Source organism: Massilia pinisoli, assembly GCF_024753285.1.
Lineage (GTDB): Bacteria > Pseudomonadota > Gammaproteobacteria > Burkholderiales > Burkholderiaceae_D > Telluria > Telluria pinisoli.
Genome location: NZ_JANUGW010000010.1, coordinates 1 through 15,675, shown reverse-complemented (window position 1 = coordinate 15,675; position 15,675 = coordinate 1). Strand labels below are relative to the sequence as shown.

Sequence of the window (15,675 nt, the reverse complement as noted above, 5' to 3'; positions counted from 1 at the left end):
GCGTGACCCCTGTGTTACATTCGCCGCTGGCCACAAGCCGCTTGACCGTACGACCGAGGACTTTCGTGAACCGTTATCTTCTCAGCACCTTGACCTTGTCCCTGCTGGCCGCCTGCGTATCCGCGGGCGCCGCGGACATCACCGTCACCACCAACCGTTCCGGCATCGACACGCACTACATCGACGCGGACGTGCGCGCGCAGGACGATTTCTTCACCTACCTGAACGGCAAGTGGCTCAAGACGACGGAGATCCCGTCCGACCGCGCGAGCTGGGGCACGTTCATGCAGCTGCGCGAGGACACGCAGCCGCAACTCCTCGGCATCATCGAAGCGGACCAGAAGGACCCGCACAAGAAGGCCGGCACCGACACGCAGAAGATCGCCGACCTGTACACGAGCTTCATGGACGAGAAGAAGCTCGAGACGCTGGGCTACAAGCCGCTGGCGGGCGAGTTGGCCCGCATCCGCACGCTGAAGGATAAAAAGGGTGTGCCCGACCTCGTCGCGCACCTGGCGAAGATCGGCGTCGCGACGCCGTACGGCATCGGCGTCGCGCAGGACGCGAAAGAATCGACGAAGTACGCCACCTACATCCGCCAGGGCGGCCTCGGCATGCCCGACCGCGACTACTACCTGAAGCTGGACGACGCGCGGCTGGCCGCCACGAAGGCGAAGTACGAACAACACGTCGCGCGCATCCTGGCGCTCGCGGGCGACAAGGATGCCGACGCGAAGGCGCGGGCGATCGTCGCGTTCGAGACGGAACTGGCGAAGGTGCAGTGGACGAAGGTCGAACTGCGCGACCCGGTCCGGAACTACAACAAGATGGACGTCGCGCAGCTGGCCGCGCTGACGCCGGGCTACGACTGGAAGGCGGCGCTGGCCGCCGCTGGCGTGGCCAACAAGATCGATTACGTGATCGTGGGCCAGCCGAGCTATCTGCAGGGCCTGGACCGCATCCTCGCCGACACCGACCTGGACACCGTCAAGGCCTACTTCCAGTGGCAGCTTCTGCGCGAATACGCGCCGTACCTGTCGAAGGCGTTCGTCGACGAGAACTTCGATTTCTACGGCAGGACGCTGACCGGCGTGGACGTGAACCGCCCGCGCTGGAAGATCGGCGTGTCCGTCGTCGAAGGCGCGCTGGGCGAGGCGCTGGGCCGCGAATACGTGGCGAAGTACTTCCCGCCTGATCGCAAGGCGCGCATGGAGGAACTGGTCAAGAACGTGCTGGCTGCCTACCGCGAATCGATCGATCAACTCGACTGGATGGGCGCGGAGACGAAGAAGGAAGCGCAGGCCAAGCTGGCCAAGTTCACGCCGAAGATCGGCTACCCGGTCAAATGGCGCGACTATGCGCGTTTGGCGATCAAGCGGGACGACCTGGTCGGCAACGTGGAACGCGCGGCCGTCTTCGCATACAACCGCAACATCGACAAGCTGGGCAAACCGATCGACCGCGACGAGTGGAGCATGACGCCGCAGACGGTGAACGCCTACTACAACGCCCGGATGAACGAGATCGTGTTCCCCGCCGCGATCCTGCAGCCGCCATTCTTCGACGCGAACGCCGACGACGCCGCGAACTACGGCGCGATCGGTGCCGTGATCGGCCACGAGATCGGCCACGGTTTCGACGACAAGGGCAGCCAGTCGGACGGCGACGGCAACCTGCGCAACTGGTGGACGGCCGACGACCAGGCCCGCTTCAAGGCCAAGACCGACATGCTCGTGAAGCAGTACGACGCCTTCGAACCGATCCCCGGCTACCACGTGAACGGCGCGCTCACGCTGGGCGAGAACATCGGCGACAACGCCGGCCTCGCGATCGCGTACAAGGCTTACAAGATCTCGCTGCACGGCCAGCCAGCTCCCGTCATCGACGGCCTGACGGGTGACCAGCGCTTCTTCATGGGCTTCGGCCAGGTCTGGCGCTCGAAGATGCGCGAGGCCCAGCAGATCGTGCAGGTGAAGACCGACCCGCATTCGCCGGGCCAGTTCCGCGCGAACGGCACGCTGCGCAACCAGGCCGCGTTCTACGAGGCGTTCGGCGTGAAGGAAGGCGACAGGATGTATTTGCCGCCGGCGCAACGCGTCACGATCTGGTAACGATTTCGTAACAAAAAAGCATCGCCATCAGCGATAATCCCGGACGGCGGTATCCCCGCCGGCCCCATCCTACCCATAACAACCCGAGGGAGATGAAGAGATGAAGAAGCACTATTTGTTGAGCGCCCTGACCATGGCGTTGCTCGTCAATGCCGGCCATGCGGCGGAAGGCGCCGCGGCCGCGAAAAACTCGGCCATCAAGAAGGGCCAGACGCTGGCCGCCGGCATCGCCACCGAATACATCGATCCGGCCGTGCGCCCGCAGGACGATTTCTACGAGCACCTGAACGGCAAGTGGCTCAAAACGGTCGAGATCCCGGCCGACAAGTCGAGCTGGGGCTCGTTCGCCAAGCTGCGTGACGACACACTGCCGCAGCTGCGCGGCATCATCGAGAAGGCCGCGGCCAGCAACGCGGCCAAGGGCACCGACGCCCAGCGCATCGGCGACTACTACGCCAGCTTCATGGACGAGGCTAAGCTGGAGCAGCTGGGCATCGCGCCGCTGGACGGCGAGCTGGCGAAGATCGCGGCCGTCAAGGACAAGGCCGAGCTGCCCGCGCTGCTGGCGCACCTGGGCAAGATCGGCGTGAACGTGCCGTTCGATTTCGGCATCCACCAGGACAACAAGGATTCGACCAAGTACGTCGCCGACATCGGCCAGGGCGGCCTCGGCATGCCCGACCGCGACTACTACCTGAAGACGGACGACGCCAAGCTGGCCGACGCGAAAGCCAAGTACCAGAAATACGTCGAGCACACGCTGTCGATGGCGGGCGACAAGAACGCCGCCGCCAACGCCAAGGCCATCGTCGACTTCGAGACCGAGATCGCCAAAGTGCAGTGGACGAAGGTCGAGCTGCGCGACCCGATCAAGGCCTACAACAAGGTCAACCTGGCCGACCTGAGCACGCTGGCGCCGGGCTTCGAATGGAAGCCCTGGCTCGATGCGGCCAACCTGTCGGGCAAGGTCACGTACGTGATCGTCGGCCAGCCGACCTACCTGAAGAGCTTCATGCAGGTCGCGAACAACACGCCGATCGACGTGTGGAAAGCCTACCTGTCGATGCACCTGGTCGACGCCTACGCCAGCTACCTGAACAAGGCGTTCGTCGACGAGCGCTTCGACTTCTATGGCAAGACGCTGTCGGGCGTGAAGGAGCTCGAGCCGCGCTGGAAGCGTGGCGTGGGCGCGATCGAGCGCTCGCAGGGCGAGTCGCTGGGCAAGCTGTACGTGGCCGAGTACTTCCCGCCGGCGCGCAAGGCGCGCATGGAAGCGCTGGTGAAGAACCTGCTGGCCGCCTACAAGCAGAGCATCGACAAGCTGGACTGGATGTCGCCGGCCACCAAGAAGGAAGCGCAGGCCAAGCTGGCCAAGTTCACGCCGAAGATCGGCTATCCGAACAAGTGGAAGGACTACTCGGCGCTCGTCGTCGCGCGTGACGACCTGGTGGGCAACGTGATGCGTTCGCGCGAAGTCGAGTACAACCGCGAGCTGAATAAACTCGGCAAGCCGATCGACCGCGACGAATGGGGCATGACGCCGCAGACCATCAACGCGTACTACAACCCGGAGATGAACGAGATCGTGTTCCCGGCCGCGATCCTGCAGCCGCCGTTCTTCGACGCCAACGCGGATGACGCGGTCAACTACGGCGGCATCGGCGCCGTGATCGGCCACGAGATCAGCCACGGCTTCGACGACCAGGGCTCGCAGTACGACGGCGACGGCAACCTGCGCGACTGGTGGACCGAGGCCGACCACAAGAACTTCGCGGACAAGACCAAGATGCTGGTTAATCAGTACAACCAGTTCGAACCCGTCCCGGGCTACCACGTGAACGGCGAACTGACCTTGGGCGAGAACATCGCCGACAACTCGGGTCTCGCCATCGCCTACAAGGCCTACAAGATCTCGCTGAAGGGCAAGAAGCCGCCGGTGATCGACGGCCTCACGGGCGACCAGCGCCTGTATATGGGGTGGGCCCAGGTGTGGCGCATGAAGATGCGCGAGCAGCAGCAGATCCAGCAGGTGAAGACCGACCCGCACTCGCCGGGCCAGTTCCGCGCCAACGGCACGCTGCGCAACCAGCCGGGCTTCTACGACGCGTTCAAGGTCAAGCAGGGCGACAAGATGTACCTGGCACCGCAGGAGCGCGTGATCATCTGGTGATCGTGCCGGTATAAAAAGCAAAAGGCCGCGGATTCGCGGCCTTTTTTTGTTGCATGACCCGGCACCGCGTGGCGCCGGGTCGGCGGGACGATTACTGCGTCACGCTGGAGTAGTAGCAGTACTTGGCGTGGCCGGGGGCCGGGTCGCCAAAGACCGCGGTGGTGCAGGCGACCGGACCGGTCACGACCTTCGTCGTGTAGACGGTGGTGGTGCCGAAGCGGACTTCACGCTTGCCGTCGAACGAGCAGGTGCCGCCCTGGCCGGCGCAGTACTTGAACGTTGCCGCGGTCGTCGTCGTGGTCGTCGTGGTCGTCGTCGTCGAGCTTGCGCCGTTCGATTCGTACGCGCCGATGTCGAACTGGCCGGTCACCGGACGTGCTTCGCCCGAAGCGACCGCCTTGTACTGTGCGACCGGAGCCAGCGACACGCCCTTGGCGGACGTGCCCGGTGCCGAACCGGTGTCGATCATCAGCGCGCCGGTCGGGTGCAGGTCGTACGTGGCGCGGTTCACGAAGGCCGGGGCCGCGGAACGGTAGTTGGTCTTGTCGATCGTCGTCGATTGCGTGCTGACGGTGCCCGGGCCGCCGAAGATATTGTTCTGCATCAGGGCCGGGGTCGTGACCTTGCCGCTGATGTACAGGAACGCACCGCCGCTGCCCATGTCATTCAGGAACGTGTTGTTGACGACGTACAGATCACTACCGACGTTGACGGCACCTTCTTCGCCGTAAGCCACCATGTTCGAGTTCGAGTTCGAAGCCGGTTGCTGGATCACGTTACCGATCAGGTACGAGGTACCGGCGTTCGGCAGGTCGATCTCGTACGACGGCTTGCCGGCGGCGGTGCTGCCCACTTCGCCCGGGCGCAGGCTCGAGAAGCGGCTGTACGCGATCATGTTGGTGTCGGCGCGCGACTTCAGGTTGTGGCCGACGTTGGCGTCGTGCGAGAAGCTGTAGCGGAACGTCAGGCTCTTCACGTGACCGATGTACAGGTTGTGCGACTGGCCGTCGCCGTAACCGTTGTGGCCGAATTCCGTGTACTCGATCAGGATGTCGCTGTTCGTGTTGGCGTTGGCCAGGATACCGTCTTCGTTGTCGTGGATGAACGAATTACGCAGCGTGAAGTTCGTGCCTTCGAGGCGGAACGCGGCACCGTTACGATCGGCGACTTTGGCGCCGTACATTTCGACGTTGTCGACGACGAGGTTGCTACCGGCGACGACCCAGATACCCTTGCCTGCAGCGTTCTTGCCTGCGGCGTCGATCTTCGGACGGCCGTTGACGCCGCGGATGGTCAGGTTGTTGCGGTAGATATAGCAGACGTCGCCGCTATACGTGGTGTTGCCGGTGATTTCGATCGTGTCGCCGTCGGCGGCGGCAGCAATCGCCGCGCACGGCTTGGCGAAGGTCTTGCCGGGGCCGACCGACAGCGTGGCTGCGGAAGCCGAGGCCACACCTGCGAATGCCAGCAGAACGGCAGCAGCCAGACGCGATGCGGAGAGTTGGGTGTTGCTCGAAGCGATGTTACGCAGTTGTTGCATGTCGATGTCCTCGTAATCGGGTTGCTTGTCAGCAGTTGTGCCTGCTGGAAAGTTGCAGAATACGAGGTTTAAGATCGACCGCTTGTAACGAAGTGTAACAGGAAATAATAGAACAATAAGCGTAGTTAGACGCTAATTAATGTTCTTTTTAGCGCAATTGAGTAGCACTAAAGTACATTTGATGAGCAGGCTTTCTAGCCTTCGTGACAAGGGGAAATGTCACAGACGCGCTTTTTTTCGATTTTTCCCTATGGAACTTAATTTCCATGGGTAAATTCGACGGGAAGGCAAGAACGACAACAGACGTGTCTGATCCGACAATATTGAATTTGCGGTAATTAACGAGTTATCCACAAAAAATTTTTTCCGAAATCAAGCCGGTGTTGCGCGAACGCTGCACTTTTTTTGAAAAAAAGTTTTGCTCGCATCCAACACGTTCGGTCAATTTACCGAAAAAGTTCAGGCTTGGAAACTATTTTCGGAGAAAACGTTGTTTTCAGGGTAATTACGGGCAATTAACTCGCATAAATGGATACTGACCGGGCATGCGAACGCGTGGAAATCAGTACGCGCAACACATAAGAAAGGCCGCGCACGCGCGGCCTTCGACAGGAATGGTAAAAAAGCTGTGTTCGCGATAAGGCGGTGACGCGGCCCGCTCAGCGGCTGTGCGAGCCTGCCGCGTGGCCCTTGGAATCGGGCGCCTTCATGTCGACGCCGCTCGACCATGGATCGGCTGCCGGTCCCGCTTTCAGGACCACGTCGTTGACGAGGGGCCGCAGCGACATGCCCATGCGATCGACGAAGCTCGCCTTTTCCATGCGATGGTTGTCTTTCTGGATGGCGCTGCTCTGCGACGTCACGGTGCCGGGGCCCGCGAACGTATTGTTTTGGATCAGCGCTGGTGTCGTGACCTTGTTGCTGATCATCAGGAACATGCCGCTCGTAAAATCGTTCAGGAAGACGTTATTGATCACGTAGAGATCCTGGCCCGGATTCGACGGCCCTTCCTCGGCGTACGCGACGATGTTCGAATTGTCGTTGATCGCCGGCTGCTCGATCACGTTGCCGATGATGTACGAGGTGCCGCCGTTCGGCAGGTCGATCTCGTACGACGGTTTGCCGCTGGCCGTGCTGCCGGGCTTGCCGGGCGGCGTGCTCGAGAAGCGGTTGTACGCGATCATGTTCGTCGTCGCACGCGACTTCAGGTCATGGCCGATGACGGCGTCGTGCGAGTAGCTGTAGCGGAACGTCAGGCTTTTCGCCTGGCCGATGTACAGGTTGTGCGTCTGGCCCGTGCCGCCGCCGTTGTGGCCGAACTCGCTGTACTCGATCAGGATGTCGCTGTTCTTGTTGGGGTTGGCCAGGATACCGTTCTCGTTATCGTGGATGAACGCCCGGCGCAACGTGAAATTCGTGCCCTCGAGACGCAGCGCGGCGCCGTTGCCGTCCCGAACCTTGGCGCCCAGCATCTCGACGTTCTCGACCGTGATGTTGTTGCCGATGACGACCCAGATGCCCTTGCCGCCGTGCTGCTGCCCGGCCGCGTCGATGATGGGGCGGCCGTGCACGCCGCGGATGGTCAGGTTGTTGTGGGTGATGGCGCAGACGTCGCCGCTGTATGTCCAGTCGCCGACGATCTCGATGGTGTCGCCATCCTTGGCCGCGGCGATCGCGGCGCAGGGCGCGACGTAGGTCTTGCCCGGTCCGACGGACAGCGTGGCGGCCCCGGCGCTGCCGGCCGCGGCAAGCAGCATCGATGCGAGGGACAGGGAAGCGAGCGCCGGGGTCGGCTTGCGCGTTGCGGGGGTGTACGTCTGTGCCACGTCAATTCCTCATCTATAAAAAAAACCGTCCCGCGGGACGGTTTTGTCGGCGTTTATTTGGCTGCCGCCACCATGTAGTCGACTGCAGCCTTCACGTCGGCATCCGGTGCCGTGGAACCACCTTTCGGAGGCATCATACCGGCTTTGCCCTGGAAACCCTTGAGCGCATGTTCGTACAGTGTGCTCGCACCCTGGGCGATACGGGGTGCCCAGGCCGCCTTGTCGCCGAACTTGGGCGCACCGGCGATGCCGGCGCCATGGCAGGCCGCGCAAGTCTGATTGAACAATGTCTTGCCGGCTTCGCTGTTACCCGCGATGGCCGGGGTCGCGAGCGCGCCCGCGGTAGGCGGCGCGCCCGGCGTGGCGGCCGGCGTGGCAGGCGCCGGTGCGGCGGCGGGAGATGCCGCGGCTGCGGGCTGAGCAGCTGCATTGGCTTGCGCCGGTGCCGGTGCTTCCGGCTCCTTGAACTTGGCGCCCGCCTGGTTCGCCATATAGGCGACGGCGCGGGCGACTTCGATATTGTCGAGATCGGCATTGCCGCCCTTGGGCGGCATCGCACGGATGCCTTGCACGGCGTGCTGGACGAGGGTGTCGTAACCCTGGGCGATGCGTGCGGCCCAGGCGCCGGCGTCGCCGACCTTCGGTGCGCCGGCGGCGCCCGTGCCGTGGCAGGCGACGCACACGGCGTTATACACGGCCTGGCCCGATTGCAGGACCTTCGGCGCATTCACATCCTTGAACGCAAACCCTTCCTCGGCCACGGGGCGCACGCGCGCGGCGATGGCCTGCGCGCTCTGGCTTTCGGAGCCGGCGCCGCCGAGCGGTTTATTGGTGGCAAAGATCACGAGGAGGATGATGCCGATGACGATGACGAGGAAGAAGCCAGCGACTGCGATGACCAGTTGCTTGGGAGTCCGAATGAAGGAGTGGTGTTCGTGTTGTGCGTCGCTCATGATTTCCTTAATACAATTAAAAAAACCTGCTTCTGCCCTACGGATGCTTATCTGAATGCAATGCCGCGGGGCGATTATAGACCCAAAGACACTTGGTGGAAACGCAATTCCGGCCGAAGCGCAGGGTTCCCCATAGACGTCGGTCGGGAAAGACTGTATCCTTCGCATCACTTCGACCAGCGCGGCTGTAGCTCAGTGGATAGAGTATTGGCCTCCGAAGCCAAGGGTCGTGGGTTCGATCCCCGCCAGCCGCGCCATGTAAAATCAAACACTTAGAGGTTATGTCGGGCGTTGCTGTTTAGCTGCCGACATTGCTGTGTAACCTTTGGTGTAACCAAATTGCAGAGTTCGTGCTCTGTATTTTGTCCCTACCTGCTTGTGCCTCCTCAGTTTTAGGTGTCTTCCAAGTTAAAGACGCCCAGAACCTGCCGCTATTCTCCTCATCCTCTGTATCGCTCGATACCTGCACTTATGTTCAACGCCGAGCAAGGTGTAGCAAAAATTTCCTAGACCCAGAGGATAGCCAACGCTTCTAACGGCCTACCGCGCGGCACACAGCGAGCCACCCTCAAGGCTAATGCTGGCGCTGTACTCACCAGATATTTCCATGTTGCAACAATGGCCATCTTTCTGCTATTGCCCTGCGTCTAACAAAGGTCGCGTCACTGGCAAACATGGGTCAAAACTCGTTTTCAGCACGCGTATAAGCTTCCGAATCGATTTGTTTGGACCGTATAGCTGGCGGATGGCCTCAAGCGACAAACGGCTCAAATCGCTCGATACCTTCGCTTAGAGAGCACGTCCAAAGTCGAGTGAGTTAGGTGTCCGCAAAGTTACGGAGACCCCATGCACTAAGGGTTGCTCATCTAGCAACAGCACACACTATTGATGAGCGCATATTTCATGCGGCCTGCTTAATCAACTGTCTTACTGATTTCCCCTCAAAATTTTAAAATTTACCTCTTGACGCCGAGTGGATGATGTGGTTGATATTTGACACAATCGTACCCTGATGTTATAATTCAATTGTTGGGAGTGCAATGCTTCCAAGTGTAGTTTTCTCCAAAAATTCCCCCTCTTTATATTTCCGTAAAGGACTCCCTATGTCTGTTCGACCTACGTTCGGCGGCCGTGTTCGCGCGCCCGATTACTACGATCAAATCCTGGCTTTCATTATGCCTCTCCGTGAAACGCTAACCCTCCGCGCCATCTGCGCCGCCCTAAACACAGCAGGACTGACAACTCCAAGTGGACTTGTTTGGAACAAGGTGCGGCTTGCAAACTTCATTAGGAGCACGCCATGAACCCCTGCACAAATGGCTCAGGCCGACAAACAGTAGTTGGCAAAGATGGAGTGGTTCTTGAGCGAGCCTACCTCTATCTACCGCGCTCGACTTGGGATGCTCTGCACGAACTAGTGCAAAAAACTAATTTGAACAAGAGCACTCTGCTCGATACCCTTATCAACGACGCTCTCGCCAGCAAGGAAATCGCCAATGACCGAACACCCAGCCCTTAACTCAAAAAAAGAATTTGCTGATCGTCTTAAGAAGGATGGATTTGTATGGATGTCCAACGAGAAGTTTCCGATTACTCGTCTTTACAATAAAAATTCAGGTAGTTACCCAGCGAATGACTATATTCCTATGGAGTACGCGAGATTTTGTAAACTCGAAATGATTCCTAGTGAAGATAAAATTTCTGCCTACATTAAAGCATCTCTTGAGTTAGTGACCGGAATCGTTTTTATGCCAAATGGGCCAGACATTGTGCATAAACATGGTTCAAAATGGATTAACACATATCGTCGCTACAAACCCTCGGCAGAGTCGACCGAGATTGACTTGTTCAAGGAATATCTTGATCGGCTATTCCCTGACCCTGACGATTATGCAATTTGCGTTTCTTGGCTTTCCCATATGTTTCAAAGACCAGAAGAGCGACCATCTTGGCACTTAATGTTGTCCTCGGACGTCGGGACCGGCAAAGGATTCTTAGTAGAGTCGATCCTCAACCCTCTGCTATCAAATCAATCTTCAGTAGTAAATACTTTTGGTAATGTGACGGGCAAGTTCAGCACTGTCTTATCCAACAACATGTTAGTTCTCCTCGATGACCCAAAATCGAAGAGTGACAGCACGGCAACTCAATTGAAAAGCCTGTTATCCGAAGAGCGAGCTTACATCGAAGAAAAAGGGGTGACCGGAAGCATGGTTCCTACATACACGCGTTTTATCCTTGCATCAAATGAGAATAGGCCTTTGCGTTTAGATGGCGACGAGCGCCGCTGGTACGTTCCTAAACGCCTTAGCCATAAATCCAGTAAGGAAGAAACCCAAGAGTTTATCGTGCGCCTTGCTGCTGCCCTCGAAACTCCCGGATATTTAGATTCGATTTTCCACTTTTTTATGGAATTCGATATATCAGAATTTAATCACAAGCATGTGAGGCAGTCACAAGCGTTGGTAGACATGATCGGCTTGAGTGAAAATTCCTCAGACTATGTATTTGTGGATTTTGTAGAGGATCATGAGTTCTTCACGCAGCAAGAGATAAGGTCGGCTTTTGAGCTTGAAGGCATGAGCATTCCCAGCGACGCCTATATTGCGCGCGCCCTTGGTAGTCTCGAAGTTCTGAAAAAGCAATTTAGGAACGAGGACGGCTCAAAATCTTACGTATGGTGTAAAAAGACGGCTACTCAATCCGATTACAAACGACACCTCGAAAAACGCGCTCCGCCGATGGGGCAACCTTTCTAACTTGCCTCGCCCTTGCCTTGCCCTTGACTTGGGGTTTGCCTCGGTCTAAATGATGGGTAACTTGTTGATTCTAAAGAATTTATCGAGATGCCTTGGGTGCCTTGACCTTTGGTAAGGTTATCTTCTATTACGAAGTAGCATCTTTTCGCTACTGAAGTTCTTCCCTTCCTCAAACTATCTATATCTTGAGCACAATCGTTGCAAAGGATTCCTATTGCCGAAAGAAATTAATATGACAAATGAACAGAAAATGCTTGCCGCTTTACTCCCGCTCGGTATTGTTTCATGCCAGAGCTTTTTGCCCTATTATCAGGCTGAGTTCACAGATAAAAAAGGAGAAACGTCGGTGGCGAAGCCTGACGCAATCTTTCACATAGCTGACGACTTAGAGCCTGTCATGTTTGAGTTTAAGTCTGCTCTACTTAACTCAAAGACTTTTAAAGAAGCCGCTCGAAATAGCTTGGCTAGTCAATACAAATACCGTTTCCAGCGCGACGGCTCACACCTTAGCCATTCGGAGCTAAGCAGCGCACTGTGGCGAGCAGGTCATTATAAAGATTGCCTAAATCACGCATGGAACCACTCTGCCTATAAGCATCAACTAATTGCAAACGCCTTGCCAGACGGTAAATATGTTCTCATATTTATCGACGAAATTTTCCACAAAGAAGACGAAAAGACCATTAAAGAGTTTGCTGGCTACGCTAAGAAGAGCCTTTTCTGTCTGCCTATGTCAGGCGTTGCGGACTTCATCGCTAGTCTGTGATAGATTGAAACCACCCTCAGCGAATTCGGCGACGGAACATAAGCATGGCAAAGAATCCTAAGCCGACGATAGTGACTGACGAGGGCTCAGGTACAGATTCAGTCTTGGTTACTGAAATGTCATCAAAGAACATAAATCTGGGGTCCTGCCGACCATGGATTTCGAGCGCTGTCCTCGAAGAAGCGGCAACCAAGCCAGAAAATGTGAACTGAACCATTCCTGTTCTGGTCGTGTCATTTGCCGGGTTAACAATATCCCTAACCAATGCACCGTTCCAGAATACAGAAAGTTCGCTGGTCCCCGTTGCGTTCTCGCTTAACCACAAGCTTAGGTCGTACGACGAACCAACCTCCGTGTCAATTTCTTGACGGAAGTACGCGCCACTGCCGAGTGTGCTGGTGCAGTTCTCGCCACGACAACCCGTGAGAATAACCAAATCCCCAGCGTGACCGATCCCTGGCGAACTGTAGAACTCCATACCGTTCGTTGTCCATCCTGCAGACCAATTTTCGAAGTCGCCGTTAGTCACAAGATTTGATCCCGCCGCCGCAACTGCAGATGCAAGAGAGAGGACTACGCCAAGTGCCGCTGATAGGGCTTTTGTTTTCATTAGCTGTTTCGGTTGTGGTTGAAATGAGACTACGCTTCTAAGTACGATAGTTTAAAGCAATACTTATGCCTCGTGGAAAAACTTAATAAAAGCAATTACTTAGAAAAATTTGGGGAGCATAGTGTAAAGAATCCCGACAAGTGCGTTCTCGACCACGCTTGGCGAGCCTTTCTGGGCACGTCCTGGCTTTATCCAAACATTATGATTCTCGTGATATTATTTCTTAGGCAACTACTTGAGTCCGGTTGTGTCAAAACAGGGAGATAATAAATGAGAAATTTCACAAAGCGACGCTTCGACTATTTTGTTACCATGCTTGCTGCTCTTACAGTAGCCCTTACGCTAACTGCGTGCTCAAAAAGTAACTCCACAACTACACAGCGGCCTGCGAATGTCATCGCGGCGGCCTCTCAAGCCAAAGCGCCACCGACTCCGCAAGAGTGGAAATCTGCACTCATGAGCAGCTACAACGAAAGTCAGGTCGAGGACAAAGGGGATGGGGTGACCACGTTCATGGCGATGTTTAAATTGCCTCAAAAGGACGTTGTTGGTCTAGCCTTTGGCGAGCGGGATGCCTTCAGGAAACTCCGCTTCTACAAGATGGGCATGCCTATGCAGATCGCTACGGGCGTGAAGGCTTACATCTCGTTGAAGGACAATGGGAAACCCGTGCTTTTCCTCCAACCTTACTACTGGGGTGACTCGTGGCTGTTCATGGATAAGGTTGCAGTTTTGGTTGATGGCGAATTGGTGATGGAACATACGTGCCCGAAACCTGATCGAGACACTGAAGGGGTTGGGGTCAAGGAGCAGTGCGACTTTATACTCAGCGATGAAGAAATTGCAGGACTGAGAAAGATTACGAACACCTCCAAAGTAGCAGTTCGTTTGACAGGTACTAAGGGATATACTAACGTCGATTCAAAAGGCTACAATCCACTAAAATATTTCGTAGCGGACATTCAATCAGGTATTGCTATCTACGATGCGATTAACAAAGCATTAGAAGGCCACATTCCACCGCGACCCACGACCTAAAATCTCCGCGTGGTTGTAGTATTTTTATTGAATCTCAATTATCTGCAATCGTGAATCTGGGCTGCAATCGTTTCATCGAACGCAATTTTTGAACTCCATAAACTGCGAAGAAGCGGTCTATGGTGAAAGAAGCCCGCGTTCGCGGGCTAGAGGGCAGAATTCACATTGCTGCGGCAAAGGTGGGAGACTTCTCCCTAACGTTACTAATTGCCCTTAGCTTCGTTTGCTTCCGATGCTGGCGACGGTATAGCAGACTATCCCTAACGCGACTAAACTACCTACCCACATCGCACCGTGCGGGTACTTCTCGAAGGCCTCAGGCAAAGCCGCCAGGGCCGTCAAACAAGTCGATAAATCAATTTTTCCCATTCCTGGCCTCTCATACTGGGGTAGCACAACGCTGCCCGTCGGCAGAATTATTGCAGTGTTTGCGGTGCGTGAAACGGAGGTTGTTCCTCAGGCCTGTTTGGTTCCCCTCTATGATGGAGCGAGCAAAGCATCACGTTGAAGCGACTACCGCTCCTCTGGGATGGCCGATCGTCATAGGGAAAATACCGCTCCCCATTTGGAAAATCTCGACGGAAATCTGGTAGGGCCGCACATGGCGTGGATGTCATCGATGTTGCAGATGACGTACGTTCGGATGGGGCTGTCGCCAGCGAATTCTCGTCGTCAGCGATGTACCGGGTGGTCCGGAGGCAAAGCCTACGCTCTGGCACTTGATGATTTGCTATACTGTATTTGCATACAGTATTTCATTGGCGCAACAATGCGGATCAGAATGGTAAAAATGTTTGAGGGCGGTGTCGAGCTAGAAAAGCGCAAGCTGCACGACAGATACACGCGCGTCTACCGTGGACGCTTAACTATTTCCGATGTCACGCACCAAGGACGTCATAGGCCGTCCAAGGTGGCCCGACTCGTAGGCGACTACGATTCAACGTGTGAACTGTACGATGTGATGTTGGTATGGCTGAACGATAGCCGTATGACCCTTACAGGCGATGAGCGCATACTGAACGAACAAGGCAAGACAGTCTGCTACAAACAATCCTGGCTCTGCCTGATCGACACCGACAATTAGTGCCCCCCATCGGTACTGCACTCCCTCAAGAGTGGCGAGAAGAGGTACGGCCCTTTCAAACTCCCTTCGGATAGAGACCAAACAAAGTTATCAAGTGACACGCACATCTCGAGCGTCAACACCGTTGTCGCTCGCTGTCGCGCAGAGGCCAGCGTTTTGATGTAAGGCTGCGCCTCTACTTTTTGCAGCCCGGCGACAACCGACTGATATGCGGACCATGCGGCAAACAGTTTTGAGTAGTCTTCATTCACGACAGCGGCGACACGGTGCAAGTCACGTAGTTGATCAAGCGTTGTACGAGGGGCGTATGTATCTCTAAGGTACTTACCTATCGACCGACCGCTAAGCGGATGGTTCATCGCTAATGCAGTCTCTAATTGCTCAAGGTAAAACGCGATGTCAGAGTTCGCTTGCTGCACATGTGATTGATCAAATGTGTGCTTCCCGCTTTCCGCCTGCAACCTTACTTGAAATACCAGAACGACCAAGGTAAGCACAGCAAGCAATGGGCCATAGATGCCCGCCATTGCAGTACCCATGGCAGTCCAGTCCTCAGTCTTCGTACTTATGTGCGAGCCGAACGTGTGCCTGTACAGCAAAACAGGGGCCAGCAGTATCGTTAAGAAGAACGCTACACGCACAATCTCTGCTGCGATAGTTCGGGCTTTCCGCATGATTTCTCCAGTAGTTTCGATGTGCCATTCTGCCACTACTAGATTAGCGGAAACATCAGTTGCAACCTGCACCTGAGTTCGGAAAAACATGCGCGGGGCACAAGCACCAACCTCCGGCGAACCTAGCTCAAACAGGTCTACCTT

At 56.3% G+C, this 15,675-nt stretch carries 11 protein-coding genes and 1 tRNA gene; 7 read left to right on the top strand and 5 right to left on the bottom strand.

The features are described from left to right. Positions 1 to 65: 65 nt before the first annotated feature. Both NX784_RS14905 and NX784_RS14900 read left to right on the top strand, forming a co-directional pair. Positions 66 to 2,111, top strand: coding sequence for a M13 family metallopeptidase (locus tag NX784_RS14905; RefSeq protein WP_370662942.1), 2,046 nt, complete (start codon positions 66 to 68; stop codon positions 2,109 to 2,111). A 100-nt stretch (positions 2,112 to 2,211) separates the two neighbouring features. Continuing rightward, positions 2,212 to 4,281: a M13 family metallopeptidase gene (locus NX784_RS14900; RefSeq protein WP_258817475.1), complete on the top strand. Its 2,070-nt coding sequence runs from the start codon at positions 2,212 to 2,214 to the stop codon at positions 4,279 to 4,281. 91 nt (positions 4,282 to 4,372) lie between these two features. On the opposite strand, the gene NX784_RS14895 is transcribed toward NX784_RS14900, so the two are convergent. From NX784_RS14895 to NX784_RS14885, 3 genes are all read right to left on the bottom strand, one after another. Next, entirely contained in the window at positions 4,373 to 5,821 is a 1,449-nt protein-coding gene (locus tag NX784_RS14895) for a right-handed parallel beta-helix repeat-containing protein (protein WP_258817474.1), read from the bottom strand. A 659-nt stretch (positions 5,822 to 6,480) separates the two neighbouring features. After that, positions 6,481 to 7,647: a right-handed parallel beta-helix repeat-containing protein gene (locus tag NX784_RS14890; RefSeq protein ID WP_258817473.1), complete on the bottom strand. Its 1,167-nt coding sequence runs from the start codon at positions 7,645 to 7,647 to the stop codon at positions 6,481 to 6,483. Between the two features lie 53 nt (positions 7,648 to 7,700). Next, positions 7,701 to 8,600 (bottom strand): c-type cytochrome, encoded by a 900-nt coding sequence (locus tag NX784_RS14885; protein ID WP_258817472.1) that lies wholly within the window; start codon positions 8,598 to 8,600, stop codon positions 7,701 to 7,703. Positions 8,601 to 8,781: 181 nt separating this feature from the next. Between NX784_RS14885 and NX784_RS14880 the strand changes: the two genes are divergently transcribed. The 3 genes from NX784_RS14880 (at position 8,782) to NX784_RS14870 (ending at position 12,125) form a co-directional block, all read left to right on the top strand. Beyond that, positions 8,782 to 8,857, top strand: a tRNA-Arg gene (locus tag NX784_RS14880). Between the two features lie 1,239 nt (positions 8,858 to 10,096). Continuing rightward, positions 10,097 to 11,359, top strand: coding sequence for a primase-helicase family protein (locus tag NX784_RS14875; protein WP_258817471.1), 1,263 nt, complete (start codon positions 10,097 to 10,099; stop codon positions 11,357 to 11,359). Positions 11,360 to 11,591: 232 nt separating this feature from the next. Further along, complete coding sequence (locus NX784_RS14870; RefSeq protein ID WP_258817470.1) at positions 11,592 to 12,125, top strand: hypothetical protein; 534 nt, start codon at positions 11,592 to 11,594, stop codon at positions 12,123 to 12,125. Between the two features lie 16 nt (positions 12,126 to 12,141). On the opposite strand, the gene NX784_RS14865 is transcribed toward NX784_RS14870, so the two are convergent. Further along, positions 12,142 to 12,735 carry a PEP-CTERM sorting domain-containing protein gene (locus NX784_RS14865; RefSeq protein ID WP_258817469.1) on the bottom strand — a complete coding sequence of 198 codons (594 nt, stop codon included), beginning with the start codon at positions 12,733 to 12,735 and terminating at the stop codon, positions 12,142 to 12,144. 270 nt (positions 12,736 to 13,005) lie between these two features. Here NX784_RS14865 and NX784_RS14860 point away from each other — a divergent pair, with 270 nt between their 5' ends. After that, a complete protein-coding gene (locus NX784_RS14860; protein WP_258817468.1) occupies positions 13,006 to 13,773 on the top strand; it encodes a hypothetical protein in 768 nt (255 codons plus the stop codon). A 619-nt stretch (positions 13,774 to 14,392) separates the two neighbouring features. Then, the gene (locus tag NX784_RS14855) at positions 14,393 to 14,857 is read left to right on the top strand and encodes a hypothetical protein (RefSeq protein WP_258817467.1); all 465 of its coding nucleotides are present in this window, start codon (positions 14,393 to 14,395) and stop codon (positions 14,855 to 14,857) included. Here NX784_RS14855 and NX784_RS14850 read toward each other — a convergent pair. Beyond that, positions 14,854 to 15,675, bottom strand: an 822-nt coding sequence (locus tag NX784_RS14850; protein WP_258817466.1) for a hypothetical protein, incomplete at its 5' end; no start/stop codon positions are given. The two genes, NX784_RS14855 and NX784_RS14850, sit on opposite strands and share 4 nt — an antisense overlap.